Here is a 26,435-nt window from a genome sequence, read left to right as displayed (position 1 = left end):
GGCGCGGCGGCGGCTGGCGGGGCGGTGGTGAGCGTGGCGGTGGGCGGGACGATGGCGAGCGCGGCGGTGGGCGGGAGGATGACGGATTTTTTCTCGAGGCGCGGGGCGGGGATGTCGGGCGTGGCGTTGGCGCTGGGCTTGGCCGGTTTGGGGTTTGCCGCCGTCAACGCGCCGGGCGTGGCGATGACCGCCGCTTCCGGGTTTGGGGGCGGCGCGGGCAAAGCCGTGCTGGCGGGCGCGGCGGCATTTTCCGGCCTGGTTTCCGCGGGGCTGGGTTGAGCCGTGGGGGCCGGGTTGCTCCTCGCCGGGTCAGGCTTGGGCTGGGCCGGGCCGGGATCGTTTTGCCCGGTGGCGGATTGGGATTGCGAGAGGCTGGCCTGCCAGGCGGTGTCATCCGGCTGGGCGGTGCTTTGGCTGGCGAGGGCGGCACCCGGCATGGCCGGGCTGAAGGCGGGCGCTGGGGTCATACCATTTCCTCCGTGGCGTTGATGGAAATGCGGCCCTCGGCGGCGAGCCGCAGCGCGGTGTCCACGATCTCGCTTTGCGCCGCCAGGGCGTTGGCGCGGCGGATGGGCGGCCCGCTGCTCAGCTCTTCCTTGAGTACCTCGGCCTGGCGCGCGGAGAGATTTTGGAAGAAGCGTTGCCGCAACTCCTCGTCCACCAGCCGCAGGGCCGGGGCCAGCTTGTGCGCCGGCGCCTCGCTGAGGAGAATTTGCAAGGACCGGTCTGGAAGCTTGCCGAGATCGATGAAGGTGAAAAGATTCTCTCGGATTTTCTCGGCGGTTTGCGCGTCGCGCTCGTTGATGGCGCCGAGAATGGTCTCCGACATCGCCGAGGGGAAATGATTGATGATATCGGCGGTCTGCTTGGCGCCGCCCAGATCGCCGAGCCGCCGCCCGCCCGGGCCGGTTTGCATCGCCAGCTCCTCCAGCATGTCGCGCAATTCCTTCACCACGCCGGGCGAGACGACATCCAGCGTGGAGAAACGGTAGAGCGCCTCCGCCGCCAGGGGTTCCGGCAGATAGGTGAGGAGATTGGCTCCCAGCTCGTGCGGGATATGCGCGAGCAGCACGGCGATGGTCTGAGGCCGTTCATTCATCATCTGCATCGCCAGGGTCCGCGCGTCGGTATTGGGCGGCAGGTGGAAATTCGACCGGCGGTCATGCCGGCGCAGCCTGTCGAGAATGTCCTTGGCGTTCTGCTCGCCCAAGGCTTTGACGAGGACGCGGTTGAGGAATTTCATGCCATCCTCGCCGAGGCCGGTAATGCCGAGATCAGCGGCGAAGGAGAGCATGATGTCCTCGCGGATTTGCGGCGTCACGCCCTTGAGGTTGGACATCGCGGTGGAGATGCGGTTGATGGAAACCTCGTCCATCTCCCGCAGCACGGCGGCGGCGGTCATCTCCCCCAGTTCGCGCAGCACCAGGGCCGCGCGCTCCGCGCCGGTCAACCCGGCCGGGGCCGGTAATTGCTTGGTTTCGTCAATCATTTTCTTCTGCCCAGCTTTGCAGCAGGCGCGCCACGCCCGGGATGTTCTCCGCCGCGTGCTCGGCGAGTTCCGAAAAATCCCGTGGCGGCGACACGGTGGGCAGCGGCCTCGGCTCAGGGGCCGGTATCGGGAGAATGGATTTGAGATTGAGATTGGCGAGGCGCCGCCCCGCCGGCAGGGCCAGCCCGAACAGCAAGGCGATGGCGGCCAGGACCTCGAGCAGCGCATGCGCCAGGGGCGTGGCCGCGGTGGCGAGCGGAGCGCCGCCGAAAGGCGAAACGGTTTTGCGGAACGGCGCCGCGAGCACGTTGACCGTGACATCCGGATAGGCGAAGGCGGCGGCGATGGCGGCCTTGATCTCGTCCAGCTTGATGCCGGGCGGCAGGGCCGCCTGGTTCAAGACCACCGAGACGGCGATGGATTTGACCGCCCAATCCGGCTTGGAGATGTCGCTCTGCACCTCGTCGGTGACGAAGCTCTGGTCCAGCTCGTTGCTCGTCTTGCTCGGCAGCGCCGGGGTGTTTTTGCCTTGGCCCGGTGGGGTTTGAGTCTGGCCCGGCGGCCCCTGGTTCTGGGTGGTCTGCGTGGCCTGGCTGGTTGGCACGGGCGGGGAGACGGCGGTGGTCTGCCCCGGCGGCTCGTTGGAGAGCGCGCCGGGAATGCCGATGGCCGCGTTGTCCGGACCGATCTGAGTGGATTGGCGGCTGCTGGAATGCTGGGTCAGATGCCCCGGCCCGTAGCTGATTTCATGAATCTGCGCCTTGGTGAAATCGATATTCGCGGAAACGTCGGTCTGGAAATTTCCCGCTCCCACCATCGGCATCAGCAACCCGGCGACGCGAGCGGCGGATTGAGCCTCGATCTGCGCGACGGTGGCGAATTGCAGGCCGCGATTCATCGCGCCGCCGGCCGGATAGACCGTGACGCCGGAGGTGGTGACGACCGTGACATCCGCCGCCGCCAGCCCCGGCACCGCCCCGGCCACCAGCCGCGCGATGGTCTCGCCTTGCGCGGCGGCCTGGGTCTGATCCGCGTCCAGCACCACCGAGGCGGCGGGCTTGGGCTGGTCCGCGAGAAAGGGCGTGGCGGCCGGCAAGGCGAGAAAGACCTGCGCCCCGCGTATGCCGTTCATCGCCTGAATGGATTGCTGAAGAGACAGTTCGAGCGCCTGCGTCGCCATCGCCGTCTGGGCGAGGTCGGAGGTGGTCATCGGCGCGTTTTCAAGCTGGCTCCAGGCCGTCTGGCTATCCGAGGCGGGGATCTGCGCCTCACCCAGTTGCAGACGCGCCTGGGCGAGTTGCGGGGCGGGGACGAGGATGACGTTGCCCGCCGCCTGAAGCCGGTAGGGAATGCCGAGTTTTTGCAGTTGCGCGATGACCTTGCCGCCATCAGCGGGGGCCAGACCCTGGCTGAGCACCGCGTAAGGCGGGCCGGACAGCTCGAGCCACAACGCCACGCCGAGCGAGGCCAGCACCACGACCCCCGCTACCCAGAGCAGCCTTGGCACCCGCCGCGCCCGCGCCGCGGTTTCCGCCAGAATATTCCGCCAGCTGGGCATGGCTCAGAACTGCATGTTCATCACCGCCTGATAGGCGGAGACGAGTTCGTTACGGACCGCCACGGTGGCGTTCCAGGCGACCTCCGCCCGGTCGCTCGCGACGAGGGCCTTGCCCAGAGTGGCGCCCGGCACGCCCGCCGCGTACCCCGCCTCGGCGCCGCTGGCGGCGGCCTGCGCCGTGCTCACGTTCTGCAAAGCCTGTGAAACCAGGCTGAGAAAATTGCCTGGCCCGGCGGCAGAGGAGGCGGCGGCGGGGGCGGGGAGAGCGGCCGGAACGCCCAGCGCCGCGATTGGAGAAATGGTTGGAATCATGAGTGTCCCTGTTGTGTTTGAAGCGTGACGGTCTGGCGGTTTGGCCGGCCAGAGCAGGCGCTACACGGCCCCTGCTCTTTCTCTGCAACCGAATCGGGGACCGGGGCCCGCGGGATTTTTTAACTGAATGCGGAAAACTTCGCTCATGGCGAACGAATAAACGTGGGATTCTAAACAATCGGTAAAATACGTGAGGAAAATATTTTGCGGTTATGATTAGCGGGGGAGCCGTGGCCCGGCTTAACGCCGGATCAATATTTACGCTTTATCCGGATGAAATCGCGATCTGGCCATAGGGAGCCCGTTATGCCGACCATACTTCTTCTCGACGATTCTCCGACGATGGTGATGAGCCTCTCGCAGATTCTCAAAAGCGCCGGTTATGAGGTGGAGGCCGGCGCGAATGGCCGCGAGGGGATCGTTAAGCTCACGGAGGGTCTGAAGCCCGCGGCCATTCTCACCGATCTCAACATGCCGGAGCTCGATGGCATCGGCTTCATCAAGGAAGCGCGGAAAATCCCCATCGCCCGGTACACGCCCATCATCGTCCTCACCACCGAATCGGGCGGCAGAAAGCGCGACGAGGCCCGCGCCGCCGGCGCCTCCGGCTGGCTGACCAAGCCGGCCGAGCCGAACCAGCTCCTCTCCGTGGTGAAGCAGCTTTGCCCGGTCAAATAAAATTTCTCATCTGCCGGAAAGAAAAACCGGCCGGGTGCGAATAAAAGCGAATCGTCCCCTTCTGTAATTTACTTATTTTTAATTTCAGCTGCGTATCTCTTGCCTAAGCCGCCGGGGCCTTCCGGCGAGACAGCCCGACCACCAAAGCGGCAGCCGCGGGGGGGCGGGCCGGACAGAGGATGAGCGCATGCAGATTGGGTTTCTCGATTTTTACGGCGGGGTGCTGAATGTCCGGCAGGAGAGGGCGGGCTTGATCGCCAACAACATCGCCAATGCCGACACGCCCAATTACAAAGCCATGGATATGCCCTTCGACGCGGCGCTGGCCGGCGCGCTTGGCGTGCAGACCGGAAATGACGGCCAGCCGCAATACAGGCAGGACGGCGTCGTGGGCCTGAACGGCAACGACGTCTCGCTGGATGGCGAACGCGTGGAGGCGGCGCAGAACGGCCAGCAGATCCAGGCCGCGACCGTGTTCCTGCGCCAGTCGACGGCGGATCTGATCACCGCCCTGCGGCCCAATCCCAGCGGCAACTGAGCGCGATCCGGCTGAAGGAGAGTGATATGAGCGCAGATGTTTTCTCGATCATTGGCAGCGCCCTGAACGCGCAGGACATGCGCATGGGCGCCATTTCCTCCAACCTCGCCAACGCCGCCGCCGTGGCGGCGCCGGGCCAGACGCCCTACCGCGCGCACGAGCTGGTGTTTCAGGCGGCGCCGGTGGAGGGCGGGGAGGGCGACACGAATATGGGCGTGCAGGTGATCGCGACGGTGCAGAGCAACGCGCCATCGCAGCGCCGGTACGACCCCGGCAACCCCTATGCGGACAGCACCGGCTATGTCACCGGCTCTAACGTTTCGACGGTGGATGAAATGGTGAACATGATCGACAGCTCCAATTCCTATTCCGCCTCGGTCGCCATGCTGCAACAGGCGAGCCGGATCGACCAGCAAATCATCAACAGCTTTCAGGTGACATGATGGCAAGCATTTCCAACGTCAGCGCCAGCGCGGCCGCCGCCGCGGCCTCCACCACGGCGGGCACCGGCGCGTCGAGCGGCGCCTCCGGACTCACCCAATCCGATTTTCTTCAGCTTTTGACCGCGCAGTTGAAATACCAGTCGCCGACATCCCCGGCCGATACGACCCAGATGGCGCAGGAATTCGCCTCCATCTCGACGGTGGACGGGATCAACACGCTCAATTCCCAGCTGAGCAGCATCGCCACCACCGCGAGCGCCGCCGAGATGGCGCAGGCCTCCGCGCTGGTGGGCAAGCAGGTGGCGGTGAGCGGCAACACGCTCACCCCCACGGCCAGCGGCAAGGCGGAGGGCGCGTTCAGCCTGGCCAGCCCCAGCGCCAGCACCAACGTGACGGTGCTGAACCCGAATGGCAGCATCGCCGATACGCTCAAACTCGGGCCGCTGGCCGCCGGGCAGCAGAGCTTCACCTGGAACGGCGGCACATCAGGCACCAATTACAGCTATCAAATCAACGCCGTGGATGCGAGCAACAATCAGATCGCCATCACGCCCTACACCGTTTTCAGCGTCGGCGGCGTCAACCTCACGGGCGCCACGCCCACGCTCAACATAAACGGGTCCTCCACACCGCTTCCCGTTTCCTCGGTTCAAACCGTTCTCGGAGCCTCCTCATGACATTGCAAACAGCCCTGTCCGGCCTGCTGGGCGCCCAAACCGGACTCAATACCGTCTCGAACGATCTCGCCAATGCCAGCACCACCGGCTTTAAAAGCCAGACGGCCTTGTTTGAGAGCGTGTTTCCGCAAAACGCGGTGAACGTTCCGGGGACCGGCACGGCGACGGAGGGAATTTCCTCGGACCTGACTCAAGGCAACCTGACCGCCACGGGAAATTCGCTGGACGCGGCCATACAGGGCGGCGGCTATTTCATCGTCTCGCATAACGGCACCCAGCAATACACGCGCGATGGCGCGTTCCAGTTGAGCACCACCGGCCAGTTGCAGACTTTGAACGGCGCCGCCGTGATGGGCTATGCCGGGGCGAACGGAGCGCCCGGCGGCACGCTCGGCCCCATCACCATCAATACCGGCGCGGTGGCAGCCAAGCCCAGCGCCAATCTCGGCGTCACGCTGAATCTCAATTCCGGCGATGCGCAAATTCCATCAACCGTAACATTCAACGCTGCGGACCCCACGACCTATAGCGAGAGCACCTCGGTCGTCACCTATGATTCGCTGGGCAACGCTAACCGCGTCCAGCTCTACCTCGCGCAATATCAGCCCGCCGTGGCGGGGGGCACGCCAAGCTGGACCGTGTACGCCCAGCCGGAACTCGCCAATGGCACGGCGGTGGGAGCCCCGCAAACCCTCACCACCCTCAACTTCACCACATCGGGCACGCTAAGCTCCGGCAGCCCGGCGACGCTGCCCGTGACCTGGGGGAACGGCGCCGCCAATTCCAACATCAATTTCAATTTCGGCGGCACCACGCTCTCCGCCCAGAACTTCGCGGTGGCGGGGTTGAGCAATGACGGCTACGCGCCGGGCAGCTATACCGGGCTCAGCATCGCCACGGATGGCTCGGTGCAGGCGACCTATTCCAACGGGCAGACGGTGAGCGCGGGCAAAATCGCCCTGGCCAATTTCATCAACCCCGAGGGGCTGGTGCCGGTCACCGGTAATCTGTACAGCGCGAGCAACACCTCTGGCGCGGCGCTGGTGAACACGCCCGGCAATGGCCTCGCCGGAACGCTGGCGGGCGGCGAGCTGGAAGCCTCCAACGCCTCGACCTCCGCTTTGCTGGTGTCGCTCATCCAGTACCAGCAGGCCTATCAGGCAAATACATCGGTCATTCAAACGGAGCAGCAGGATTCCCAGCGCCTGCTGCAAATCTAAGCCATGCAGGCGGCTTCGCTCTATACCGGCATGGCGGGGTTGCAGGCGATCACCGCCCAGATGCAAGCGGTGTCCAGCAACCTTTCCAACGCCCAGACGCCCGGCTACCAGGCGGTCCAGGCGGTGACGGCGGCGCAGTTCTACCAGGGCGGCAACGCGCCGCCCGGCGCCGACCCGGCGGCGGAGACGCTGGGGCCGGATGCCGCGCCGGGGCCGCTGAAACAAACCGGAGACCCGATGAATCTCGGCATTGGCGGCGATGCCTGGCTGGAAGTGCAAACCATGAGCGGGCCCGCGCTGACGCGCAATGGCTCCTTGAGCGTTTCCTCAACAGGTTTGCTGACGGATTCGGCTGGCAATCCGGTTTTGAACACCGACAACACGCCCATCAGCCTGCCGCAGCTGGCCAAGCTGGAAATCGGCTCCGATGGCACGGTCTCCGGCGTTGAAGCCTCCGACACCAGCGGCCGCGCCCGGGTTTTCGGGCGGATCGCCCTGGTCTCCGCGCCCCCGGCCAGCCTCTCCGCCCTGGGCGGCTCGCTGTATCAGGCCGCCGCCGGCACGCCTCTCACCCCGGCGCAAAACGCCTCGCTTCATCAGGGGTATCTGAATGAAAGCAATGTCGACCCGACCACGGCGATGATGCAGATGATCGATTGCAGCCGCTCTTACCAGATGCAGACAGAGCTTCTTAAAAACCAAAGCAGCACCTCGCAGGATTTGAACAGCCTGCTGGCGCAAGGCTGACGATGACAGCAAGAACGGGACCATGACATGAATCACGCCCTGGACACCATCGCCACCGGCCTCGCCGCGAGCCAGACCATGATGGATACGATCGCGGATAATCTTTCCAACGTGAACACCACCGGGTTCAAATCGGAGACGCCGGAGTTTCAGACCCTGCTCTATCAGGATGGCATTCAGCCGGGCGCGAATTCCACCGACCAGACGGTTTATCCCTCCGGGCTCGAGCTTGGCACCGGCGTCAAGGCCGCCTCGATCAAGGCGACGCTGACGCAGGGGACGCTGACCAGCACGGGCAATCCTCTCGATCTCGCCATCAACGGGTCGGGATATTTTCAGGTGATGCTGCCGAACGGGCAGACGGCCTATACCCGCGATGGCGCGTTCCAGCTCAACTCCACCGGCCAGCTCGTCACCTCCTCCGGCTATCAGGTCATTCCCGGCATCACCATCCCCAGCAATGCCAGCTCGGTGACGATCGGCACGGATGGCACCGTCTCGGTCACGCTGCCCGGCGCGTCCACCGCCTCGCAGATCGGGCAGATCCAGGTCGCGAGCTTCGTCAATCCGCAGGGGCTGCAACCGCTCGGGCAAAATCTCTACGCGGTCACCACCTCATCCGGCAACGCCATCGCCGGGGCGCCGCAAAGCAACGGCCTCGGCTCCGTCAATCAAGCCTATCTCGAATCCTCCAACGTGGATGTTGTGCAATCCATGGTGAACATGATCTCGGCGGAGCGGGCCTATCAGCTCGGCACGCAGGTGGCCAGCGCCATTGACAACCAGCTCAACTATCTGGCGCAGGCCGCCGCCGGCGCATGAAAAGGCTATTGCCCATTCTGGCCCTGGCCGGCTGCCAGACGGTGGCGGCGCCCCCGCCCACGCTGGTCAAGCCCGCGGAGTTTCCGGTGACGGTCGAGTCCCGGGCATCCGCCGAGAATGGTTCCGTCTTTCCCGCCTCGTCTTCCGGCTCCATCTACGCGCCGCGCCGCGATTGGCGGGTGGGTGATCTCGTCACCATCGACATCGTCACCAGCAGCGCCGCCAGCAACATCGATAACGCCGCCCTCAAGCGAACCGGGACGATCAACGACAGCATGACGAGTTTCATGGGCGTGCCGATGAGTTTCGGCCATATCAATGGCGGCAGCCTCGCGCCGGAGATCGGCGCGACCTCCGACCAGGAATATGCCGGGGCGGGCTCGGCCACGGCCGCCAATAACATCACCGGCCAGGTGGAGGCGGTGGTGACCAATGTGGACGCCAACGGCATCCTCGGCCTCGAGGGCCGCACCAATGTCAACATCAACGGCAATGTCGTCTCCATCGTGGTGACGGGTTATGCCAGCCCGGACGACATCGCCGCCAACACCACGATCAGCTCGAACCAGGTGGCGGATATGAACGTACAATATGTCGGCGTCGGCCCCATGAACGGGGCGCATCAATTGCCCTGGCTGCAACGCGTCCTCAACAAGCTGGCGCCGTTCTGATGCGCAGGCGAAATTTCACCGTGCTTTGCCTTTTTCTAACGCTCGGCCTCGCGCCGAGCGCGGAGGCGGACAGCACGACCGTCGGCCAGCTCGTTTCGGTGGCGGGCGCGCCCAGCAACCAGCTCTATGGCTACGGGCTGGTGGTGGGGCTGCCTGGCACGGGCGACCAGACGACGCAGGTGCCTTACACCCAGCAATCCATCCTCAACATGCTGCGCAACATGGGCGTCGCCCTTTCCAATGTCACCACCATGCAGCCTTACGATGTCGCCTCGGTGATGGTGACGGCGGAGATTCCCGCCTTCGCCCATGCCGGGCAGCATGTGGATGTCACCGTTTCCGCCATCGGCAACGCCACCTCTTTGGCCGGGGGCGTGCTGCTGCCCACGCCGTTGCGCGGCGGCAATGGCGCGGTTTATGGCCAGGCGCAGGGTCCGCTGCTGGTGAGCGGCTTCGCCGCCAGCGCGGGCGGCACCTCCTCCAGCGTCAACGTGCCCACGGTCGGCTCGCTGCCGGGGGGCGCCATTCTCGCCAATACCATCCCCGCCAGTTTCAGCGTCAATGGCAGTTCGGCGCTGCTGCTCAACCAGCCGAGTTATGAAACCGCCCAGCAGATCGCCGATGTCATCAACGCCGCCTATGGCGGCGGCGCGGCCAGCGCCATCTCGCCCGGCGAGGTGGATGTGGACGCGCAAGGCCGCGACCCCATGCGCTTCATGTCCGATGTCCTTTCCTTGCCGATCACGCCGCGCGGCCAGGCGCCCACCATCGTCGTGGACGCGCAGAGCGGCACCATCGTGATGAATGCGGGCGTCACGCTCGGGCCCGCCGTGGTCAGCCATGGCGATCTCACGGTCAATATCCAGACCCAGAACGCGGTCAGCCAGCCCGGACCGTTCTCCAACGGCGTCACGGTGGGCGTGCAGAACACGGTGGTGAGCGCCAAGCAAGGCAAGGCGCAGGTGATCAGCCTGCCCCGCGCCGCCACCTTGCAGGATGTGGCGGCGGCGCTGAACGCCGTGGGCGCCACGCCCCAGGATCTCATCGCCATCATCCAGGCCCTGAAACAGGCCGGGGCGATCAATGGCGCGATCAAGGTGATATGATGATCATCGGCCATTCCACCCAAAGCGCGGCGGCGGCGCGGCCGGGGCTGAAGGACACGCTCGAGCACCTCACCGGCACTTTATGGTATGAGATGCTCTCCGCCCTCAATGAAACCGGCATGGATTCCAGCACGCTGGGCGCTGGCGGCGGCAATTTTCAAAGCATGTTCCTGTGGGACATTTCCCAGAACGATTTCGCCAAATACGATACGGGGCTGATCAGCGCGGCCATGCGCCAGGTGGGCGGGCAAGGGGCGCCGGCCCCGGCGCCGCCCCCCACCTCGACCGCCGCCGCCCTGGCGATGAGCCCTGGCGGCGCGGGCGGGGCTGAGCCCGGCTCTTCCCCCGCCCCCCCGTCCGCACCCGCGCCGGATCTCGTGACCCAGGCGACGAATTTCGCCAAATCCGTCTGGCCGAAAATCACGGCGGCGGCCTCGGCTTTGGGGGTGCCCGCCGTGGCGGTGCTGGCGCAAACCGCGCTGGAGACGGGGTGGGGAGCGGCCGCGCCCGGCAATAACCTCTTCGGCATCAAAGCCAGCGGCGGTGAAACCGGCACCGCCCGCGCCACGCATGAAATGGTGGATGGCGTGCTGACTCCGCAATATGCGAGTTTCCGCGATTATGGTGATGCTGGGGACAGCATCGCCGATTATGTCAGCCTCATTCAAAACGCCTACCAGAACGCGGCGGGGCAGGGCAGCGTGGCCGGGTTCGCCCAGGCCTTGCAGGCCGGCGGCTACGCCACCGACCAGAACTATGCGGCAAAAATCGTGAAAATCGCCCAATCGCCGGTCATGGCTGCGGTGTTGCAGGCCATCGGCGCCAATCCTGACAGCGGAGTCCTTCCATGAGTGGTATCGCCAGCGCCATGAGCAATGCGCTTTCCGGCCTCGAATTGTTCGAGGCGGGCATTTCGACCGTCTCCAACAACCTCGCCAACGCCAATACCGATGGCTACGCGGTGGAAAGCGTGAACGCCCAGACCCAGGGGAACGGAGCCGGGGTGCAGCCCGCGCAGATCGTGCGGGCCGCGTCCGGCTTCGCGGCGGCGCAGCTGCGCACCGCCAATTCCGCCAACGCGGCGGCCTCCTCCATGTCCAGCTCGCTCACCGCCATCTCCAACGCGCTGATGAATAACGGCGACGTGCAAAGCGCCATCAACCAGTTCTTCTCCGATGTCAGCACGCTCGCTTCCGAGCCGGCCAGCGCTGCCCAGCGCCAGACCGTCTTGTCCGACGCGCAAAGTGTCACGACCTCGTTTCACTCCGCCGCCGTCAGCCTGAATGGCACGGTCGCCGGGGCGCAGGAGGAGCTCTCGGCGGGTATTCCCTCCGCCAATAATCTTCTGAACCAGCTTTCCGTCATCAATGCGAGCCTGACGCGCACGCCGAATAATCCGAGCCTGCTCGACCAGCAGCAGGCGGCCTTGAACACGCTTTCACAATATCTGCCTGTGCATGTCATCACCCAGGGCGATGGCAGCGTGGTGGTCGCCTGCGGGGGCACCGTGCTGCTCGACCAGAGCGGTTCCCAGGCGCTCAGCCTCGCCAAAAATGGCGGCAGGACGCAGATCGTCGTGGGCAAGGACCAAACCCCGGTGTCGCTCGGGGACGGGGACGGCTCGCTGGGCGGGGCGCTCGGGGCCGCCGCCGCCGGCAACCAGGCGCTGCAGGCGCTGGGCGGGCTGGCGGCGGTGTTCGCCGCCCAGGTCAACACCGCTCAGGCGCAAGGGCTGGATGCGAGCGGGGCGAACGGCGGCCCGCTTTTCTCCGTGCCGGGGCCGCAGGTGACGGCTGACAGCGCCAATACGGGCAGCGCCGTCATCACCGCCAGCCTCGCCAACGCCGCCGCCCTGCCGGCCAGCGGCGGTCCCTTCACGCTTGCCTATAATAGCGGCGCCTGGACCGCGACGGACCAGGCCAGCGGCCAGAGCTACAATGTCACCGGCGTTCCCCCCAGCTTCGCCGGCCTCGCCCTGAGCATCAGCGGCAGCGCCAATAACGGAGATCGTTTCGTGGTCGATCCAGCACCCGCGGCGGCCAGCGGCATCGCCGTGGTGGCGACCTCCTCCAACGCCATCGCCGCGGCGGACCCCTATGTCGCCACTCCAGGCGTGCTGCAAAGCGACGGGTCCTTTCACAACGCCAATGCGGGCAATCTCACCGCGGGCCGGGACAATGTCGTCACCACCCCCGCCACCGGCGCGGCGGTGGTGCCCGCCAGTTATTTCGGCCAGAGCCTGCAACTTAACTTCACCTCCGCCACCGCCTACACGGTCAGTACCGTGGCCGCCCCCGGCACCCCCATCGCCAGCGGCACGCTCGCGGGCAATGGCGGCGCGGTCGCCATTGCCTATCCCGCCGGGGCCGCCAGCGGCCAATACTGGCAATTGCCCATCACCGGCACCCCCGCCGCCGGCGATACGCTCAGCCTCACCCCCGGCGGCATCTCCAGCGGCAGCAACGCGCAGCGCATGGCGGCGCTATGGACAGCCTCCGGCACCGCCAGCGCGGGCACGCTGGAGCAGGGGTTTCTCGGCCTTTCCACCAGTCTCGGCGCCAATGCGGCCTCGGCCCAGCAGCTCGCCAGCGCCACCGCCTCTCAGGTGACGACGGCGACCAACAACCTCTCCACCGTGGCGGGGGTGAATACCGACCAGCAGGCGGTGGTGCTCACCAATTACGAGCAAGCCTATCAGGCCGCGGCCCAGGCGATTAGCGCCGCGCACACCATGTTCGAATCCCTGCTGAGCGCGGTCTGAGCGATGAAAAAAATCCTGTTCGCGGTGCTGGGCGTCGTCGTAATTCTCGGTGGGGCGGGCGGCACCTGGGCCTATCTGCGTTTCCATTCCCTGGCCAAGAGCGAGCCGGCGCCGCCCAAACCCATTTATTTCGCCCATCTCGACAATCTCGTGGTTAGCGTGCCGGCGGATTCCACCGGCCAATCCGGCCAGGCCTATGTGCAGTTCAGCGTCGAGTTCGCCAGCACGGACCCGGAGGCGGTCGCCGCCTTCACCAACCTCCAGCCCATCATCACCGCGCAGGTGATCAACTTATTGATGTCGCAAAACGCGGCGCAGCTGATGAACCCGGCCGCCCATACCGCCCTGGCCAAAAACTGCCTCGACATCGCCAATGGCGTTCTCAACAAATCGGCGGCCTATTCACCGCCGAACCCGTTTTCCGCCGCCTATATCACCAACATCGTGCAACAGGATTGAACTCTTGAACCCGGAAACAATTTCCGGCGCAGCGTCCACCATTGCCTCCTGTCTCGCCATTCTCGCCTTGCTGGCCGGCCTCGCCTTTCTGGCGCGGCGGCTGCGCGGGCGGGTGCCGGGGCTCGCGGCGGGCGGCAAGGCGCCCGGCAAAAGGCCGATCTCCATTTTATCCGCGCGCGGCCTGGGCGGCCAGCAAAGCCTCGTCATTGCCGAGGCGGGCGGCCAGGTTTTTCTGCTGGGGGTGGGGCGCGGCGGCATCACTTTGCTGTCCCGGCTGGACGCGCATGACTAGGCCGGTCCTCTTGGCGTTGGGCGGGCTCGCCCTCGCCGCGCTGCCCGGCCTCGCCCTGGCGGCGGAGCCGGCGGGCCTCACCATCGTCAATACCCTCGCGGCCAATGGCGGCGAGGCCTATTCGCTCAACGTCCAGAGCCTGCTGGTCATCACCGCGCTCGCCTTTCTGCCAGGCCTCATCCTGCTGATGACCAGCTTCACCCGCATCATCATCGTGCTCTCCGTGCTGCGCCAGGCGCTCGGCTTGCAGACCACCCCGCCCAATATGGTGCTGGCGGCGCTGGCGCTGGCGCTTTCGGTCTTCGTCATGCGCGGCGTCATCCAGCAGGAGCAGAGCCAGGCCATCCAGCCCTATCTCGCCGGGCAGATCAGCTTTTCTCAGGCCATCGCCGCCGCCGAGCCGCCGGAACGCGCCTTCATGCTCGCGCAAACCCGCAGGGAGCCGCTTCATCTCTTCGTCGATCTTTCCGGCCAGGCCTATCCGGACACCGCGCATGTCCCCTTCACCGTGCTGGTGCCCGCCTTCGCCACCTCGGAATTGGAGACCGCCTTTCAGATCGGTTTTCTGATCTACATTCCCTTCGTGCTGATCGACCTTGCCGTCGCCTCCATCCTGATGTCGCTCGGCATGATCATGGTGTCGCCGACCCTAATCTCCCTGCCGCTGAAATTGCTGATGTTCGTCTCCATCCATGGCTGGGTGCTGGTGCTCGGCACGCTCGCCAACAGTTTCAGATAATGCCGCTTTATCTCAAGCTCCTGCAGGAGGCGTTTTCCACCGGGCTGGGAGCTGTCTGGCCCTGCATCGCCCTTTTGCTGCTCACCGGGTTCGTCACCTCCTTCATCCAGGCGGTTTTGCAGATCGAGGACGCCACCTTCGCCCTTCTGCCCAAAACCCTGGTCATGATCCTCATCGCGCTGTTTGGCGGTTTCGGCGCGCTCGGCGTCTTCGAGGGGCTGGCGCGGGATTTCATCACCCACGCGCCTGAACTGGTGCGCCGCGCATGGTATTAGACGAGCAGACCGTCATGCTGTGGCTGGGCCGGTTTCTCTGGCCCTTCCTGCGCATCACCGGCCTGTTTCTCGCCGCCCCGTTTTACGGCTCATCGCTCATTCCCAATATGGTCAAGGCGATGCTGGCGGCGGGGCTGGCCCTGGCCCTGGCGTTGTGGCTGCCGGAATTGCCGCCCTATCCCGCCGACCCGCTCAGCGCCATTTTCACCGGGTTCGAGCAGATCGCCTATGGCGCGGCGCTCGGCATGACGATGCAGATCGTCACCGCCGCCATCTCCGGGGCGGGGGAGATCATGGGGCAGGCCATGGGCCTCTCCTTCGCGGAGATGCAGTTCCGCGACGCGCCGGGTGGCTCGGTGATGGCCGATCTCATGCTCTGGGCCGGGCTGCTGGGCTTCATGGCGGCGGGCGGTCCGCTCTGGCTGTTCGCGGCGGTGGCCCGCTCCTTCGCCCATGGCGCGGGCATCGCGCCCATTTCCAGCCTGGCCAGCCTCGCCGGGCTGGGCGCCACCCTCCTCAGCGCCGCCGTGCTGCTGGCGCTGCCCGTGCTGATGGTCACGCTCTGCGTCAATCTCATCGTCGGCCTCACCACCGTGTTCGCGCCCAGCCTCAATCTGCTTTCCGTCGGCTTCCCCTTGCTCATCCTCGCCGGGCTGTGGATGTTTCTGCCCACCATTCCCGCCATCGGCCATGTGGCCTTGCACCTCACCGGCCAATGCGCCCAGGCGCTGGGCGCGATGCTGCCGCATGGCTGAGGGCGCTGGCGAAAAGAAGCACGCCCCCACCGAGCGCCGCCTGCGCGAGGCGGCGGCGCGGGGGGATGTCCGCCGCTCGCAGGATTTGCCCAAGGCCGCCGCCATCATCCTGTTCATGATCATGGCGCTGGCCATGGCGGCGGCGCTGGGGGTCAAGCTAATGGCGCTGCTGGCCGCCTGCCTCGGCGCGGCGGGGACCGCGCCCGCCGCCGCCGCCGCCGGCTGGGCGGGGAATTTCTTCGCCCTGGTGTTTCCGGTGCTGGGTCTTCTGGCCGCGGTGGCGCTGGCGGGCAGCCTCGTCTCGGGCGGCTGGGTGTTCGCGCTTAGCCTATTGCAGCCCGACTTCAGCAAGCTGATGCCGCAATCCGGCCTCGGCCAGATCTTCTCCGGCGGCGGTTTCAGCGAGCATGGCAAATCCCTGCTGAAAATCCTCGTCATCGGCGGGGCGGGATATTTCGCCATCCTGGCCTGGGGGGACTCCTACACCGCGCTCGCCTGGCTGCCGGCGCCGGTGCCAGGGGCGGCGCTGGGCCTGGTGCTGCGCAGCCTCGCCGCCACCTGCCTCGTATTGGCCGCGCTGGCGGGGGGAGATCTCGCCTTGCAGCTCTGGCTGCACCGGCGCAAGCACCGCATGTCCGACGCCGAGATGCGCGAGGAGATGAAGGACGTGGCGGGCAACCCGCATGTTAAATCCCGCCAGCGCGCCATGGCCCGCAAGCTCGCCCGCGCCCGGCAGATGCGCCGCATTCCGGAGGCGAGCGTGGTCGTCACCAACCCCACCCATTACGCATGCGCCATACGCTACCGGCGCGGGGCGGACCGGGCGCCGCTGCTGCTCGCCAAGGGGGCGGGGCCGCAGGCGGAGGAGATCATCGCCCGCGCGCGGGGAATGGGCGTTCCGGTCGTGCAATCGCCGCCGCTGGCCCGCGCCGTCTACCGCCATGTGGAGCCGGATGAATACGTGCCGGTGGCGCTCTACCGCGCCTGCGCCGAGGTGCTGGCCTATGTGTGGCGGTTGCAGCATTGGCGCGCCCAGGGCGGGGCGCGGCCGCAACCGCCCCGCCCGCAGGAGGGGGAGTTTCATCTCTCGCGCTGGGCCGGCGGGTGAGCCGGGGCAGGGCGGTTATTTCACCAGCATGCGGAAGCCGACCACCGCCAGAATGAGCCCCAGGCAGGTTTTCAGCACCGTCTCGCGCGCGTAGCGGGCGGCGAGGCTGCCGAGGATGATGCCGGGAATTGAGCCGACCAGCAGGTCCTTGAGCAGGTTGAAATTGATCGTCCCCAGCATCCAATGCCCCATTCCGGCGAGCAAGGTGAGGGGCACGGCGTGGGCGATATCGGTGCCGACGATACGCACCAGCGGTAGGCGGGGATAGAGAATGATGAGCGCGATGGTCCCCAGCGCCCCCGCCCCCACCGAGGAGAGCGAGACCAGCACGCCGAGGATGAAACCGGTGATGATGGTGAGCCGCACGTATTCCCGCTTCTCGAATTCAGGATGGCGGCGGGAGATGGCCCGCACGATCCGGGCTTTGAACAGCAGGCAGACAGCGCTGATCAGCAGCGCCACGCCGAGCGTGTAGGAAATGGCGCTGGTCACGCTTTTATTGGCGACACCGAAATAGGCGATCGCCCCCAGGCAGACCAGCGTCGCGGGCACCGAGCCCATCGCCAGCCGGCCCACTATGCCCCAATCCACGGTCTTGCCGGTGCTGTGCATGGCGGTGCCGACGCTTTTGGTCACGCAGGCAAAGAGCAGATCCGTGCCGACCGCCGTGGTGGGATGAAAGCCAAAAAGCAGGACAAGAAGCGGGGTCATCAACGACCCGCCGCCCACCCCGGTCAGTCCGACCAGGACCCCCACCAGCGCTCCGGAAACCGCATAGGCGGGGTTGAAGATAAAATGTCCTACTTCAGTCATGGGTTTACATGACATAACGGCGCGGCGTTTGGCAATCAATTCTCCGTTAACGGATTGCCGACAACCCCGGCTACTCCCGCGCGGGCATGGCGCAGTCCCGCAACAGGGCGGCGGCCGTATCCTCCCAGCGCGGCGGCTCGAATTCCGCGGCGATCCGCGCCGCCGCCGCGCGGACGAGCTCCGGCTGCTCGATCCAGCGGCGGATGGCGGCCTCGGCCTCGGTGAGATCGTCCGGGTCGAAATAGGCGCAATACGGCCCCCCGGCCTCCGGGATGGCGGAGCTGTTGGAGGCGATCACCGGCTTGCCGAAGCAGAGCGACTCCGTCACCGGCAGGCCCCAGCCTTCATAGAGGGAGGGGTAGAGGGTGAAGAGGCAATGCTGGTATAGCGCGGCCAGCTGGGTTTCGGTCGGCTGGTCGATGAACAGGATCTTGCCGCCGAGATAGGCGGCGTTCTCCAATTGCTGCATCAAATCGCTGGTCAGCCAGCCCGCCTTGCCCGCGAAGACCAGCACCGGCACCTCGCCCGCCGGGGGGGCGTTGAGCAAATGCCGCCAGACCCGCAACATGCCGCCATGATTTTTGCGCGCCTCGATGGTCCCCACCATCAGCACGAAGGGCTGGGCGAGCGGGCGCGGCTGCGGCGGCACGGCGCTCCGCCCCTGGCCGCCGGGGGGAAGCTGGGTGACATCCGGCACGCGCCGGTTGCGGCGGGTGAGACAAAATTCCAAATCCTTGAGCGTATGGCGGGAGATGGCGAAAACCCGCTCGGCGCGCGGCACCGTCTCGTCCAGCCAGAGGGAGAAATCCACGCCCATGGAACGGGTGCACCATTCCGGGAATAGATCGGGGATCATGTCATGGGCGAACAGGCCGAGACGGACGCCATTGCCCGCCAGATAATTGAGAAAGCCGGGCGCGTAAGGGCGCTCCCAGGAGGCGCCGAGATGGATGAGCCAGTCTACGGAAGCAGGGTTGACGACCACCCCGCTCGCCGCCGCCGGGATGGCGGCGGGAATAGGGCCTGCGGCGGCCCGGCGCGGGCGCGTCCGGCGCCAGGCGGCGCGGAGTAGCGCGCGCAGAGCCCGCGCCGCGTTGACGCTTGCGCGGTAGAGATCTCCCAATGGCTCGCGGTAATGGGGTGGCAGGCGCCGGGCCGCGGCGAAGATCCGCGTGCGGCTCAGCGGCGGCAGGGGCGGAGGCGCGGCGATGATCTGCTGGGCGGGGGGCAGCGCCTCGGCGGCGGCGCGGATCGCCGCCTCGAACCCGGCGAAATCCACCTCCAGCAGACGCGTTCCGGCATCGTTACGGCGGCAAAACCCCACGCCGCCCGGCTCCGCCAGCCGGTGGGCGGCGGCGCAAACCTCGAAGCTGAGGCGCTGAATGCCGGTGGGCCGTTTGGCGTATTGAAAAAAGCGAATCAGATCCTCGACGTCGAACCAAACGGTCATTCCCATATATCCAGCTATTTCCTCTCATTTAATGCGGCCCCGGCCCGGCCGCCATGGGGGCGAGGCTGATTGCGCGCCGCCGCCCCGCTGGTTAATTCTGGCGGTCATGCACCCCACTCCCGCTTCCGCGCGCCCCGCCCGCGCGGTCCGCCTGCCGGATTTACGCCGCCTCGGCCTCATGGCCGTGCTGGGCTTCTCCTCCGGCCTGCCCTGGGCGCTCTCCGGCCCCACCTTGCGGCTCTGGATGGCCAGCGAGCACGTGGCGCTGGGGCTGATCGGGCTGACGGCGAATATCGGCCTCGCCTATTTGCTCAAATTCCTCTGGGCGCCGTTTTTTGATGAGGCGCGCCCGCCATTTCTGGGCCGCAGGCGGGGCTGGCTCATCGCGGTGCAGCTCGTTTTGGCTGCCGCCATCGCGGCGCTCGCCATCAGCGACCCCGCCCGCCATGTCTGGCTCACCCTCGGCCTTGGCGCGCTGGTCGCCTTCTGCTCGGCCAGCCAGGACATCATCATCGACGCGTGGCGCATCGAGAGTTTCGCGCCCCGGCTGCAAGGCGCGGCGCTGGCCTGCGAGGTCTGGGGCTGGCGGGTGGCCTTTCTCGTCTCCAATGCCGGGGTCATCGCCCTTTCTGTGAAAACGGGCTGGCATGTCGCGGTGGGGCTGATGGCCGTTCTCGCTTTGCTGGGGCCGCTGGCGGCGCTGCTGGCGCCGGAGCCGGCGGTGATCCGCGCGCCGCACCCCGCCGGCATCGCGGCGCGCTTCGCGCAAGCGGTGCGCGAGCCTTTGCAGGAGTTCCTCACCCGCCGGGGCGCTTTGGTCATCATCGCCTTTATCGTCCTGTTCCGGCTGGGGGGCGCGCTGGGCGCCACCATGCTGGGGCCGTATTATCTTTCGCTTGGCTTCAACCGGGGGGCCATCGCGGTGGCGAGCGGCCCTATCGCCCTGTTCTGCGGCCTTGCGGGAACGGGGCTCGGCGCGGTGCTGGTCATGCGCGCCGGGGTGGGACGGGCGCTGCTCTTCACCGCCCTGCTGCAAATGGCGGCGCTCTGCCTTTACCCGCTGCTGGGCCTGTTTCCGCATCTGCCGCATATCCTCATGATCATCGCGGCGGTGGAAGCCTTCACCGACGCCTTCTCCGACACGGCCTTTCTCACCTATCTCTCCGGTCTCTGCCATAAGGAACACACCGCCACCCAATACGCGCTGCTGTCCTCGCTGGCGCCGCTCGCTTTGCATACCGTTGCCGGCGTCTCGGGCTTTCTCGCCGCCTGGGCCGGGTTCATCCACTTCTTCACGCTGGCGGCGGCGGCGGCGCTGCCGGGGGTGGCTCTGCTGGCGGTGATTCTGCGCCGCTACCCCCCGGCGGAGCGGCCGAAACCAGCTATTTTATGAAAGCGCGAGAAAATACGTGACCGGGGGAAATTAAGATGCGTGGCGGGCCGCGACCGATAGTGATGAGCACTATGTTACGTTATTGCGCTATGACGAACCAGTGCAAAGTCTACGAAAGCCACTCCACCGGCACGTTCAATGCCTCTGCGAGCTTTGCGATCGTCTCAGGGGTTCCCGTGCGGCGTCCACTTTCAAGATCGGACAGATAGCCCTGACCGATACCCGTTTTGAACGCCAAATGCAGTTGCGTTTTGTCGCGCCACTCCCGAATGGCTTTCAGCCGACTGTCGCCTCGAAGAATTGCAGCACTAACTTCCGGCGGCAGTACGTCACCGCCGGCCAATTCGGCCTTCCGAGCATCATAGATAGCGACGTCATCGGCATCTTCTGCCTCATGATCGGCGCGTTCGAGGAGCGCCTCATATTCGGCCCGGGGCAACACGACGAGTTCTTCGCCGCTGGGACTACGAATGATCTGTGGCGCACCCATGGTCTTAACTCCTCCTGTAAGTCGTAGTGGCTCGGCGGCCGATGTAGATCGCCAAGATCGTGGTCGCATCCTCATCGAAGATCACCCGATAACTGCCGATGCGAAGTCGGAAGCCGTCACGGCCCTGAAGGGCCTTCACGTCGCCTTGTCCCGTCATCGCATAGCGGTGAAGCCCGGATTCCACCTGCTTGCGGGCATCTCGGGTAAAAGCATCGAGATCCTTGGCGGCGCTCAGCGTCAGGATAATCGTCTTCATGTGCGATAATATCGCTCACACCATGGCGACGTCAAGCGATATTATCGCGCAGCGGTCAGCCAAATTCTTCAATATCGTCGTAACCAGGGCCAGTATCGGCCAACGTAGCGTTCGGCAGCGAAAGTTTGGCGGGCCACGCCCGATAGTGATGAGCACTACGTTTACGCTGTAGCCCTACGATAAATGGTTTTCCTGCGCCATTTTTCTGCCGGCAAGTACGTCCGGCGTAGGATCAATACGAATGCAGGTTCTCTAGCCGGAGGTGGCGGGCGCAATTTCGGCCAAGTCAACGTCAAGCTGTTCCCTCAGCTCACGTAAGCCTTGCGGCGTGACCTGAACAGCGCGAGAGGTTTTAGAACGGCGCAGCCAGCCCTTCGCGCACAACAAGCTAAGAAACTGCACACCGAGCGGGCCGGCCAGATGATGTTGCCGCTCTGTCCAGTCGAGGCATTGTCGAGCAAACCCGCGGCGGGTCGGCTTGATCTTCGTCACATCCAGCCCCATGCGCCCGAACCACTCCGCGCCGGCTGGCGTGACCTCGAATTGCTTGTCTGCTACCGGGATGATGAAGCCCCGCTCCTGAAGTCCGCGTGCCACGCCGACGCCGACGCGGCCGGCCAAGTGGTCATAGCAGCAGCGTGCGAACTGAAGTTTCTGCGCGTCGCGCGTCAGCGGCTTTCTGCGCACCGCCTCCAAAGGACCAATCGACGCGAGGTTTTCGAGCGCCTGGGCCACATGCGGGCCGGCCAGCCGGTAATAGCGATGCCGGCCCTCCGTCTCGACGGTCAGCAATCCACCGGCGAGCAGCTTGCCAAGGTGGGAACTAGCCGTCTGGGCGGTTACACTAGCCGCATAGGCCAATTCTCCAGCAGGACGGGCGCGGCCATCTGTCAACGCCATGAGAATGGCCGCACGGGCTGGGTCGGCGATCAGGGATGCGGCGGACGCGACGTTCGGCTGCGGATTCATGGCTCGACCTCCAATGATGCCCCACGTTAGCACAAAGTCCGTCCGTATGTTTCGATACGTGTCGAAGCATCCAGCAGCGTCATTCGTCTATGCCTTGGGGCATCAAATGATGCGGGACGGAACGATGACCAAGGGCGTCGAAGCCGAAGTTTCTCAAAGCGATCTACTACAGCGTCGCGTGCTGGCCGCGACAAGCATCAGCTATATCGTTGTCATCCTCGACACCTCGATCGTGAATGTCGCCCTGGAACGTATTGCCGGAGCGCTTTCTACGGATATTGCCGGCCTGCAATGGGTGGTGAACGCCTATACGCTGTCCTTTGCCAGCCTGCTCCTGACGGGCGGGACGCTGGGCGATCGGTAGGGCGCACGCAACATCTATCTGGCTGGCCTAGCGGTGTTTACGCTGGCCTCCGCCCTCTGCGGCATCGCGCCAATCCTTGGCGTCCTGACGGCCGCGCGCGTCTTGCAGGGGATCGGCGCGGCAATGCTGGTGCCGTGCTCTCTGACGCTGCTCAACCACGCCTATCCCGATCCAGGTGAACGCGCGGGGGCAATTGGTGTATGGGCGGGCTGCGGCGGGGCTGCACTTGCTGCCGGTCCCTTGGTCGGCGGCGTTCTGATCGGCTGGCTCGGATGGCGCAGCATCTTCCTGGCGAACGTGCCGATCGGGTTGATCGGCCTCTGGATGACGTGGCGTATCAACGACAGCCGGAAGGCTGGCAACCCGCGCCATCTGGACCTTTCGGGTCAGCTTTCCGCGATCCTCGCACTCGGAACGCTGGTTGCCGCTCTCATTGAAGAGCCGTCGCTCGGATGGCGCTCGCCAATGGTGCTGACCGGGGCCGCTATCAGCATTACCGCGTGGATCGCTTTTCTGACAATCGAGGCGCGGCGAGCGCAGCCGATGCTGCCGCTCTCCTTCTTCAGGAACGGCACGTTCTCGGGCGCGGCAGTCGTCGCAATGGCGACGACGCTGACCTTCTTCGGGTTGATCTTCGTTCTCAGCCTCTACTTTCAGCAGGTGCGGGGTTATTCCCCGCTGCGCACAGGCCTTGCGTTCCTGCCGCTGACGGCCGTGGTGACGGCGGGCAACATGGTGTCCGGCCGCTGGGCCAAGGCGCGCGGTTTCCGCTGGCCCGTGCTCGCAGGCCTCGGCTGCTCCATCATCGGCTTCCTGGGGATGCTGCCCTCAACGCTGTCATTCCTCGCGGCCTTGGTCTGGTGGTTTGCCGTGACTCGAATGTCGCGCATCAAATGAAATCCGCAAATACGCGATTGAAACCGAAGCGTTGGGGCGGAGCAGGCCGGTGCGCGGCGTTGCCGCGCGATGGCGGGCAGCGCTGCGATATGTGGGGTCTCCGCGCCGCCCGCCATCGGTCACGCTTCATCGTGCTGGTCTCGCGCAGCGGGAAGATTCATGCTGACATGCACGGCCTCGAACGCTTCTTCCCCCTTCGCGGCCTAGAGCGCCCGCGCATGTTCGCCCCGATCGCTCTGGAGCTTGTCGGCCATCCAGAGCAACGCGCCGTAGAGCATCATGCGGTCGTCGCCGGTCAGTTCCATGATGCCCGCCTTGACGACGAGTCCGCCGAGTTCGATCAAGTGCCGCGTCCGCTTGCGGCGCTCGACCTGCCAAGCGCGCATGTCATGCCGCGCCCGCGCTGCCTGATGTCGATTGCGTGCTGCCCGGTTGCGTTTGAGCGCCGCCAGCGTCGCGGTCTGGCGATGGCGCAGATCGCCGTGACCGTCCCTGAAAGAACGCAGCCCCGCGCTTGGCCCATGCCTCCCTCTTTCCGGCATCGGTGGTTTCGGCCAGCACGATCAGCGCGCCTGCCAGTTCGTCGGCGCTGAGGGCGTCGGCGCTGGTCGCAATGACCAGCTCGCCAAGCTGCTGCACCTTGCGGGCTTTTAGGTCTCGCGCCTTGTCTCCGAGCGATTGCAGTTCCGCGTCGAAGTCCCGTGGCTTGCGCATCATATCCTCCATAAGCTGTCGATGGAGTGATGATAATTGAGCCCCAGTCGAAATGCTGTAAGGTTGCCGGGACGGGCTGAAACGCTGCGGGCCGTCCCGAGAAATTAGTTTCGATGGCGCGCTTATACGTCGTTCTGACGTGCGCTTGAGAGCAGTAAATGGATGATCGCTATGGCGATCTACCATTTCAGCGTGAAAGTCATCGGTCGTGCGTCGGGCCGCAGCGCCGTCGCTGCCGCCGCCTATCGTTCGGCCTCGCGGGTGCACGATGAGCGGCTGGACAATGACTTCACCAACAAGTCGGGCGTCGTCCATTCGGAAGTGATGTTGCCGGAAAACGCGCCGGAGCAATGGCGCGACCGCGAGCGGCTTTGGAATGATGTTGAGGCGTTCGAGAAAAGAAAAGACGCGCAGCTTGCCCGCGAGGTGGAGTTCGCCATTCCGCGCGAGATGACGCGGGCGCAGGGCATCGAACTCGCCCGCGACTTTGTGCAATCCGAGTTTGTCGATCGCGGCATGATCGCCGACATCAATGTGCATTGGGACATAGACGCGGACGGACTGCCAAAGCCTCACGCCCATGTCATGCTGACGATGCGGTCGGTGGACACGGACGGCTTCGGCCCGAAGGCGCGGGACTGGAACCGCACTGAGCTGGTTGAGCAATGGCGTGAGCGGTGGGCCGATCATGTCAATCAGCGCCTTGCCGAACTCGACATAGACGCCCGCATCGACCATCGCAGCCTTGAGGCACAAGGCATCGAGTTTGAGCCGCAGGACAAGATCGGTCCCGCCGCGCAACGCATGGCGAGCGTGGATTTGAGTCCGAGCGGATCGAGGATCACCACGGGATTGCGCGCCGGAACGGCGAGCGCATCATTGCGGAACCGCGCGTCACCCTGGACGCGATCACGCACCAGCAAGCCACGTTCACACAGCGCGACCTCGCCATGTTCGCGCATCGCCATACGGACGGGAAGGAGCAATTCGACCGGGCGATGAGCGCGGTGCGCGCGTCACCCGATTTGGTCGAGCTTGGCAAGGATGGGCGCGGCGAAGATCGCTTCACCTCGCGCGAGATGATCGAGACCGAACAGCGGTTGCAGCGCGCCAGCGCCTTGATGGCCGAGCGCGAACGGCATCGCGTGGACGAGAACGATCGCACCGCCGCGCTGGCGCGGGCGGAAGCCAATGGGCTTGTGCTGACCGGCGAGCAGCGCGCGGCGTTCGAGCATGTGACAGACGGGCGCGGGCTTGGCGTGGTTGTAGGCTATGCCGGAACGGGCAAGAGCGCGATGTTGGGCGTCGCGCGCGAGGCATGGGAATCGACGGGCCTCACCGTGCGTGGTGCCGCGTTGTCAGGTATCGCGGCGGAGGTGTATAACTTACGACTTCATCTGACAGGCGTTGGAGGTTTGCTCCGGTGGAAGTGTCCGTTTTGATCAGGCTGCCATGATTTTCTCCTGCGCGATAGGGATGCTGTCAAGGAAGGTCTGCATCGGGGTTTTGCCGAAGCAGCAGCGTCCCTGGTGAGGCCGGTTAGTGCGGTAGATCTTCTTGCGGAAGGCGATCCGATAGAACTCATCGAGCAACGTTTTGTGAAAGCGCTCGCAGATACCGTTTGTCTGCGGACTTTTGGTCTTGGTCCGGGTGTGGTCAACATCCTCGACCGCGAGATAAAGCTCATACTCGTGGCGTTCCGGATTGCCGCAATATTCGGTGCCGCGGTCGGTCAGCACCCGCTGGAGTGGAATCTCGTGCTCGTCGTAGAAGGGGAGCACGCGGTCGTTCAGCAGGTCGGCCGCAGTGATCGGCGTCTTGCGGTCATAAAGCTTGGCAAACCCGACCTTGGCATAGGTGTCGATGAAGGTCTGCTGGTAGATCCGGCCCACACCTTTGAGGTTGCCGACGTAAAAGGTGTCCTGCGCGCCGCAGTAGCCCGGGTGCTCGCTCTCGAACGCACCGTGCGCCTTCTTCTCGGCCTTGGCCTTTTCAAGCGCAGCCAGTTGGCTTTCGGTCAGGATGAACTGCTCCTGCGCCATCTTGGCCTCCAGCGCCTTCAGCCGGTGCTTCATGGTAGTCAGCTCATGCCGTTGCCAGACACAGCGCACGCCGGCCGGGGAGATCGAGACCCCCTTCCTAGCCAACTCATTGGCGACCCGCAGCTGTCCCCAGGCCGGCTGGTCGATTGCCAGCGTGACCACCGCTGCCTCGACTTCGGGCGGCGTGCGGTTCTTCAGGATCGGCTTGCGGCGGGAGATCTCGGCCAGCGCCAACTCGCCGCCTTTATCGTAGAGCTCCTTGAACCGGTAGAAGCTGTCCCGGCTGTAGCCGAGCATCTTGCACGCCTGGCTGACATTGCCGAGCTGCTTGGCCAATTCCAGCAGGCCGACCTTGGCGCGGATAATCTTCTGTTCCTTCGTCATCTTGGTTCTCCGT

General features: G+C 65.4%; 31 protein-coding genes and 2 pseudogenes. 21 read left to right on the top strand and 12 right to left on the bottom strand.

Going from position 1 to position 26,435, the window contains the following annotated elements; genetic code table 11:
* The 4 genes and pseudogenes from M7H45_RS07510 to M7H45_RS07495 form a co-directional block, all read right to left on the bottom strand.
* Nucleotides 1–467, bottom strand: a pseudogene (locus M7H45_RS07510) (hypothetical protein); the annotation flags it as partial.
* Nucleotides 464–1,489 (bottom strand): flagellar motor switch protein FliG, encoded by a 1,026-nt coding sequence (locus M7H45_RS07505; protein WP_298215725.1) that lies wholly within the window; start codon nt 1,487–1,489, stop codon nt 464–466. The gene M7H45_RS07505 and the pseudogene M7H45_RS07510, both read right to left, overlap by 4 nt.
* Complete coding sequence (locus M7H45_RS07500) at nt 1,482–3,047, bottom strand: flagellar M-ring protein FliF C-terminal domain-containing protein (RefSeq protein ID WP_298215724.1); 1,566 nt, start codon at nt 3,045–3,047, stop codon at nt 1,482–1,484. The genes M7H45_RS07505 and M7H45_RS07500 overlap by 8 nt, the downstream gene beginning before the upstream one ends.
* Nucleotides 3,048–3,050: 3 nt before the next feature.
* A complete protein-coding gene (locus M7H45_RS07495) occupies nt 3,051–3,359 on the bottom strand; it encodes a flagellar hook-basal body complex protein FliE (protein ID WP_298215722.1) in 309 nt (102 codons plus the stop codon).
* Nucleotides 3,360–3,665: 306 nt separating this feature from the next.
* Between M7H45_RS07495 and M7H45_RS07490 the strand changes: the two genes are divergently transcribed.
* The 17 genes from M7H45_RS07490 (at nt 3,666) to M7H45_RS07410 (ending at nt 16,650) form a co-directional block, all read left to right on the top strand.
* Nucleotides 3,666–4,037: a response regulator gene (locus tag M7H45_RS07490; protein ID WP_298215721.1), complete on the top strand. Its 372-nt coding sequence runs from the start codon at nt 3,666–3,668 to the stop codon at nt 4,035–4,037.
* A 187-nt stretch (nt 4,038–4,224) separates the two neighbouring features.
* Nucleotides 4,225–4,575 (top strand): flagellar basal body protein, encoded by a 351-nt coding sequence (locus M7H45_RS07485; RefSeq protein WP_298215720.1) that lies wholly within the window; start codon nt 4,225–4,227, stop codon nt 4,573–4,575.
* A gap of 26 nt (nt 4,576–4,601) precedes the next feature.
* Nucleotides 4,602–5,018 carry a flagellar basal body rod protein FlgC gene (flgC, locus tag M7H45_RS07480; protein WP_298215719.1) on the top strand — a complete coding sequence of 139 codons (417 nt, stop codon included), beginning with the start codon at nt 4,602–4,604 and terminating at the stop codon, nt 5,016–5,018.
* Nucleotides 5,015–5,695 carry a flagellar hook assembly protein FlgD gene (locus tag M7H45_RS07475; RefSeq protein WP_298215718.1) on the top strand — a complete coding sequence of 227 codons (681 nt, stop codon included), beginning with the start codon at nt 5,015–5,017 and terminating at the stop codon, nt 5,693–5,695. The genes flgC and M7H45_RS07475 overlap by 4 nt, the downstream gene beginning before the upstream one ends.
* On the top strand, nt 5,692–6,915 hold the full coding sequence (locus tag M7H45_RS07470; protein WP_298215717.1) for a flagellar hook protein FlgE: 1,224 nt from the start codon (nt 5,692–5,694) through the stop codon (nt 6,913–6,915). The genes M7H45_RS07475 and M7H45_RS07470 overlap by 4 nt, the downstream gene beginning before the upstream one ends.
* A gap of 3 nt (nt 6,916–6,918) precedes the next feature.
* A complete protein-coding gene (locus M7H45_RS07465; RefSeq protein ID WP_298215715.1) occupies nt 6,919–7,662 on the top strand; it encodes a flagellar hook-basal body complex protein in 744 nt (247 codons plus the stop codon).
* 27 nt (nt 7,663–7,689) lie between these two features.
* Nucleotides 7,690–8,484 carry a flagellar basal-body rod protein FlgG gene (gene flgG / locus M7H45_RS07460; protein ID WP_298215714.1) on the top strand — a complete coding sequence of 265 codons (795 nt, stop codon included), beginning with the start codon at nt 7,690–7,692 and terminating at the stop codon, nt 8,482–8,484.
* Nucleotides 8,481–9,155, top strand: coding sequence for a flagellar basal body L-ring protein FlgH (locus M7H45_RS07455; RefSeq protein ID WP_298215712.1), 675 nt, complete (start codon nt 8,481–8,483; stop codon nt 9,153–9,155). Before flgG ends, M7H45_RS07455 begins: the two co-directional genes overlap by 4 nt.
* On the top strand, nt 9,155–10,261 hold the full coding sequence (locus M7H45_RS07450; RefSeq protein WP_298215711.1) for a flagellar basal body P-ring protein FlgI: 1,107 nt from the start codon (nt 9,155–9,157) through the stop codon (nt 10,259–10,261). Before M7H45_RS07455 ends, M7H45_RS07450 begins: the two co-directional genes overlap by 1 nt.
* Nucleotides 10,258–11,112: a glycoside hydrolase family 73 protein gene (locus M7H45_RS07445; RefSeq protein WP_298215710.1), complete on the top strand. Its 855-nt coding sequence runs from the start codon at nt 10,258–10,260 to the stop codon at nt 11,110–11,112. The genes M7H45_RS07450 and M7H45_RS07445 overlap by 4 nt, the downstream gene beginning before the upstream one ends.
* Nucleotides 11,109–13,022, top strand: a complete 1,914-nt coding sequence (locus tag M7H45_RS07440) for a FlgK family flagellar hook-associated protein (protein WP_298215708.1) — start codon at nt 11,109–11,111, stop codon at nt 13,020–13,022. The genes M7H45_RS07445 and M7H45_RS07440 overlap by 4 nt, the downstream gene beginning before the upstream one ends.
* Nucleotides 13,023–13,025: 3 nt before the next feature.
* Nucleotides 13,026–13,481: a flagellar basal body-associated protein FliL gene (gene fliL, locus M7H45_RS07435; RefSeq protein ID WP_298215707.1), complete on the top strand. Its 456-nt coding sequence runs from the start codon at nt 13,026–13,028 to the stop codon at nt 13,479–13,481.
* Between the two features lie 4 nt (nt 13,482–13,485).
* Nucleotides 13,486–13,773 carry a flagellar biosynthetic protein FliO gene (locus M7H45_RS07430; protein WP_298215706.1) on the top strand — a complete coding sequence of 96 codons (288 nt, stop codon included), beginning with the start codon at nt 13,486–13,488 and terminating at the stop codon, nt 13,771–13,773.
* Nucleotides 13,766–14,512: a flagellar type III secretion system pore protein FliP gene (gene fliP / locus M7H45_RS07425; RefSeq protein WP_298215704.1), complete on the top strand. Its 747-nt coding sequence runs from the start codon at nt 13,766–13,768 to the stop codon at nt 14,510–14,512. Before M7H45_RS07430 ends, fliP begins: the two co-directional genes overlap by 8 nt.
* Nucleotides 14,512–14,787, top strand: coding sequence for a flagellar biosynthetic protein FliQ (locus M7H45_RS07420; protein WP_298215703.1), 276 nt, complete (start codon nt 14,512–14,514; stop codon nt 14,785–14,787). Before fliP ends, M7H45_RS07420 begins: the two co-directional genes overlap by 1 nt.
* Complete coding sequence (locus M7H45_RS07415) at nt 14,778–15,542, top strand: flagellar biosynthetic protein FliR (RefSeq protein WP_298215702.1); 765 nt, start codon at nt 14,778–14,780, stop codon at nt 15,540–15,542. Before M7H45_RS07420 ends, M7H45_RS07415 begins: the two co-directional genes overlap by 10 nt.
* Nucleotides 15,535–16,650, top strand: a complete 1,116-nt coding sequence (locus M7H45_RS07410; protein WP_298215701.1) for a flagellar biosynthesis protein FlhB — start codon at nt 15,535–15,537, stop codon at nt 16,648–16,650. Before M7H45_RS07415 ends, M7H45_RS07410 begins: the two co-directional genes overlap by 8 nt.
* A gap of 15 nt (nt 16,651–16,665) precedes the next feature.
* Here M7H45_RS07410 and M7H45_RS07405 read toward each other — a convergent pair whose 3' ends face one another.
* Together M7H45_RS07405 and M7H45_RS07400 are read right to left on the bottom strand one after the other, a co-directional pair.
* The gene (locus M7H45_RS07405; RefSeq protein WP_298215700.1) at nt 16,666–17,463 is read right to left on the bottom strand and encodes a sulfite exporter TauE/SafE family protein; all 798 of its coding nucleotides are present in this window, start codon (nt 17,461–17,463) and stop codon (nt 16,666–16,668) included.
* A gap of 70 nt (nt 17,464–17,533) precedes the next feature.
* The gene (locus M7H45_RS07400; protein ID WP_298215699.1) at nt 17,534–18,919 is read right to left on the bottom strand and encodes a glycosyltransferase family 1 protein; all 1,386 of its coding nucleotides are present in this window, start codon (nt 18,917–18,919) and stop codon (nt 17,534–17,536) included.
* Nucleotides 18,920–19,019: 100 nt separating this feature from the next.
* Between M7H45_RS07400 and M7H45_RS07395 the strand changes: the two genes are divergently transcribed.
* Complete coding sequence (locus M7H45_RS07395; protein ID WP_298215698.1) at nt 19,020–20,306, top strand: AmpG family muropeptide MFS transporter; 1,287 nt, start codon at nt 19,020–19,022, stop codon at nt 20,304–20,306.
* Nucleotides 20,307–20,415: 109 nt separating this feature from the next.
* On the opposite strand, the gene M7H45_RS07390 is transcribed toward M7H45_RS07395, so the two are convergent.
* The 3 genes from M7H45_RS07390 to M7H45_RS07380 all read right to left on the bottom strand — a co-directional run bounded on the left by M7H45_RS07390 (nt 20,416) and on the right by M7H45_RS07380 (nt 22,021).
* Nucleotides 20,416–20,796 (bottom strand): helix-turn-helix transcriptional regulator, encoded by a 381-nt coding sequence (locus M7H45_RS07390; protein WP_298215697.1) that lies wholly within the window; start codon nt 20,794–20,796, stop codon nt 20,416–20,418.
* 4 nt (nt 20,797–20,800) lie between these two features.
* Nucleotides 20,801–21,052, bottom strand: coding sequence for a type II toxin-antitoxin system RelE/ParE family toxin (locus M7H45_RS07385; protein WP_298215696.1), 252 nt, complete (start codon nt 21,050–21,052; stop codon nt 20,801–20,803).
* Nucleotides 21,053–21,304: 252 nt separating this feature from the next.
* The gene (locus tag M7H45_RS07380) at nt 21,305–22,021 is read right to left on the bottom strand and encodes a helix-turn-helix transcriptional regulator (protein ID WP_298215695.1); all 717 of its coding nucleotides are present in this window, start codon (nt 22,019–22,021) and stop codon (nt 21,305–21,307) included.
* Nucleotides 22,022–22,145: 124 nt separating this feature from the next.
* Here M7H45_RS07380 and M7H45_RS07375 point away from each other — a divergent pair, with 124 nt between their 5' ends.
* Both M7H45_RS07375 and M7H45_RS07370 read left to right on the top strand, forming a co-directional pair.
* Nucleotides 22,146–22,385: a hypothetical protein gene (locus tag M7H45_RS07375; RefSeq protein ID WP_298215694.1), complete on the top strand. Its 240-nt coding sequence runs from the start codon at nt 22,146–22,148 to the stop codon at nt 22,383–22,385.
* A 12-nt stretch (nt 22,386–22,397) separates the two neighbouring features.
* Complete coding sequence (locus tag M7H45_RS07370; protein WP_298215726.1) at nt 22,398–23,282, top strand: MFS transporter; 885 nt, start codon at nt 22,398–22,400, stop codon at nt 23,280–23,282.
* Between the two features lie 203 nt (nt 23,283–23,485).
* Here the strand turns inward: M7H45_RS07370 and M7H45_RS07365 are convergent, their stop codons facing one another.
* Nucleotides 23,486–23,668 carry a conjugal transfer protein TraD gene (locus tag M7H45_RS07365; RefSeq protein ID WP_298215692.1) on the bottom strand — a complete coding sequence of 61 codons (183 nt, stop codon included), beginning with the start codon at nt 23,666–23,668 and terminating at the stop codon, nt 23,486–23,488.
* Nucleotide 23,669: 1 nt separating this feature from the next.
* The gene (locus tag M7H45_RS07360) at nt 23,670–23,999 is read right to left on the bottom strand and encodes a conjugal transfer protein TraD (protein WP_298215690.1); all 330 of its coding nucleotides are present in this window, start codon (nt 23,997–23,999) and stop codon (nt 23,670–23,672) included.
* Nucleotides 24,000–24,167: 168 nt separating this feature from the next.
* Here M7H45_RS07360 and mobQ point away from each other — a divergent pair.
* Nucleotides 24,168–25,372, top strand: a pseudogene (gene mobQ / locus M7H45_RS07355) (MobQ family relaxase); the annotation flags it as partial.
* A gap of 66 nt (nt 25,373–25,438) precedes the next feature.
* On the opposite strand, the gene M7H45_RS07350 reads toward mobQ, so the two are convergent.
* Entirely contained in the window at nt 25,439–26,422 is a 984-nt protein-coding gene (locus tag M7H45_RS07350; RefSeq protein WP_298215688.1) for an IS481 family transposase, read from the bottom strand.
* Nucleotides 26,423–26,435: the final 13 nt, after the last annotated feature.

Source organism: Acidocella sp. (assembly GCF_027352905.1).
In the GTDB taxonomy this organism is placed as follows: domain Bacteria; phylum Pseudomonadota; class Alphaproteobacteria; order Acetobacterales; family Acetobacteraceae; genus Acidocella.
Note: the sequence above shows the minus strand (reverse complement) of the source record. Positions and strands in the feature narration are given on the sequence as shown.